The organism is Acinetobacter sichuanensis, from assembly GCF_003024515.2.
GTDB classification, from domain to species: domain Bacteria; phylum Pseudomonadota; class Gammaproteobacteria; order Pseudomonadales; family Moraxellaceae; genus Acinetobacter; species Acinetobacter sichuanensis.
On record NZ_PYIX02000133.1, the window covers coordinates 1 to 1861 of the forward strand.

The following is a 1861-nucleotide window of genomic DNA, read 5'->3' on the forward strand; positions in this document are numbered from 1 at the left end:
GCACCCGGTCGCGAAGCTGAGCACCGCATTAGCCGCTGCATTGATGCTGAGCGGGTGCATGCCCGGTGAAATCCGCCCGACGATTGGCCAGCAAATGGAAACTGGCGACCAACGGTTTGGCGATCTGGTTTTCCGCCAGCTCGCACCGAATGTCTGGCAGCACACTTCCTATCTCGACATGCCGGGTTTCGGGGCAGTCGCTTCCAACGGTTTGATCGTCAGGGATGGCGGCCGCGTGCTGGTGGTCGATACCGCCTGGACCGATGACCAGACCGCCCAGATCCTCAACTGGATCAAGCAGGAGATCAACCTGCCGGTCGCGCTGGCGGTGGTGACTCACGCGCATCAGGACAAGATGGGCGGTATGGACGCGCTGCATGCGGCGGGGATTGCGACTTATGCCAATGCGTTGTCGAACCAGCTTGCCCCGCAAGAGGGGATGGTTGCGGCGCAACACAGCCTGACTTTCGCCGCCAATGGCTGGGTCGAACCAGCAACCGCGCCCAACTTTGGCCCGCTCAAGGTATTTTACCCCGGCCCCGGCCACACCAGTGACAATATCACCGTTGGGATCGACGGCACCGACATCGCTTTTGGTGGCTGCCTGATCAAGGACAGCAAGGCCAAGTCGCTCGGCAATCTCGGTGATGCCGACACTGAGCACTACGCCGCGTCAGCGCGCGCGTTTGGTGCGGCGTTCCCCAAGGCCAGCATGATCGTGATGAGCCATTCCGCCCCCGATAGCCGCGCCGCAATCACTCATACGGCCCGCATGGCCGACAAGCTGCGCTGAGCCATGGCTGACCACGTCACCCCCAATCTGCCATCGCGCGATTTCGATGTGACAGAGGCGTTTTATGCGAAGCTGGGCTTTGCGACGAGTTGGAAGGATCGCGGCTGGATGATCCTGCAGCGCGGCGGTTTGCAGCTCGAATTCTTCCCCTATCCTGACCTCGACCCAGCTACGAGCTCGTTCGGCTGTTGCCTGCGGTTGGATGATCTCGATGCCATGGTGGCATTGGTGAACGCGGCGGGAGCCGAGGAAAAAAGCACCGGCTGGCCGCGCTTCAAAGCTCCGCAACTGGAGGCGAGCGGCCTGAGGATCGGCTACCTGATCGATCCCGACTGCACGCTGGTGCGGCTGATCCAGAACCCCGACTGACCGCATGCCCGCGAAAATCAAGATTTGCGGGATCAGCACACCCGAGGCGCTCGATGCGACCATCGCGGCGCGGGCGGACTATGCCGGGTTGGTGTTCTATCCAGCGTCGCCCCGTGCGGTTACGTCGAATGTCGCGGGCGCTTTGACATCGCGCGCAGCTGGCCAGATCGCCATGGTCGGTTTGTTCGTCGATGCGGATGATGCTGTCATCGCCGACGCACTGGTGGCAGCCAAGCTGAACGCGCTGCAGCTGCACGGTTCGGAATCGCCCGAACGCGTGGCCCAGTTGCGCGCGCGGTTTGGCAAGCCGGTGTGGAAGGCGCTGCCCGTCGCCAGCGCCAGCGATGTCGCACGCGCCGCAGCCTATGCCGGGGCGGCGGACTTGATCTTGTTCGACGCCAAGACCCCCAAAGGCGCGCTGCCCGGCGGCATGGGGTTGGCGTTCGACTGGTCGCTGCTGGCCGGATATCGCGGTGCCTTGCCGTGGGGGCTGGCAGGCGGGCTAAATCCGACGAATGTTGCCGAGGCGATTGCGCGCACCGGAGCGCCGCTGGTCGATACCTCCAGCGGCGTCGAAAGCGCGCCGGGCGTCAAGGATACCGACAAGATTACCAATTTCGCCTTTGCGGTGCGCTTGGCCTAAATCGCGTCGATCAATAGGCGTCGTTCAGCGCAAAGATCGGCTTGCGGGTGCGCCAC

At 63.4% G+C, this 1861-nt stretch carries 3 protein-coding genes; all 3 read left to right on the plus strand.

Annotation, left to right across the window (positions count from 1 at the left end; translation table 11 throughout):
• Window positions 1-793, plus strand: a 793-nt coding sequence (gene blaNDM, locus C9E89_RS22430; RefSeq protein WP_206450020.1) for an NDM family subclass B1 metallo-beta-lactamase, incomplete at its 5' end; no start/stop codon positions are given.
• A 3-nt stretch (window positions 794-796) separates the two neighbouring features.
• On the plus strand, window positions 797-1162 hold the full coding sequence (gene ble, locus C9E89_RS22435; protein WP_004201167.1) for a bleomycin binding protein Ble-MBL: 366 nt from the start codon (window positions 797-799) through the stop codon (window positions 1160-1162).
• A 4-nt stretch (window positions 1163-1166) separates the two neighbouring features.
• The gene (locus C9E89_RS22440; RefSeq protein WP_004201168.1) at window positions 1167-1805 is read left to right on the plus strand and encodes a phosphoribosylanthranilate isomerase; all 639 of its coding nucleotides are present in this window, start codon (window positions 1167-1169) and stop codon (window positions 1803-1805) included.
• Window positions 1806-1861 lie beyond the last annotated feature (56 nt).

Excerpts from the sequence above, each read along its gene's own strand:
- C9E89_RS22440 (WP_004201168.1), top strand. The coding sequence starts at position 1,167 with ATGCCCGCGAAAATCAAGATTTGCGGGATCAGCACACCCGAGGCGCTC.
- ble (WP_004201167.1), top strand. The coding sequence starts at position 797 with ATGGCTGACCACGTCACCCCCAATCTGCCATCGCGCGATTTCGATGTG.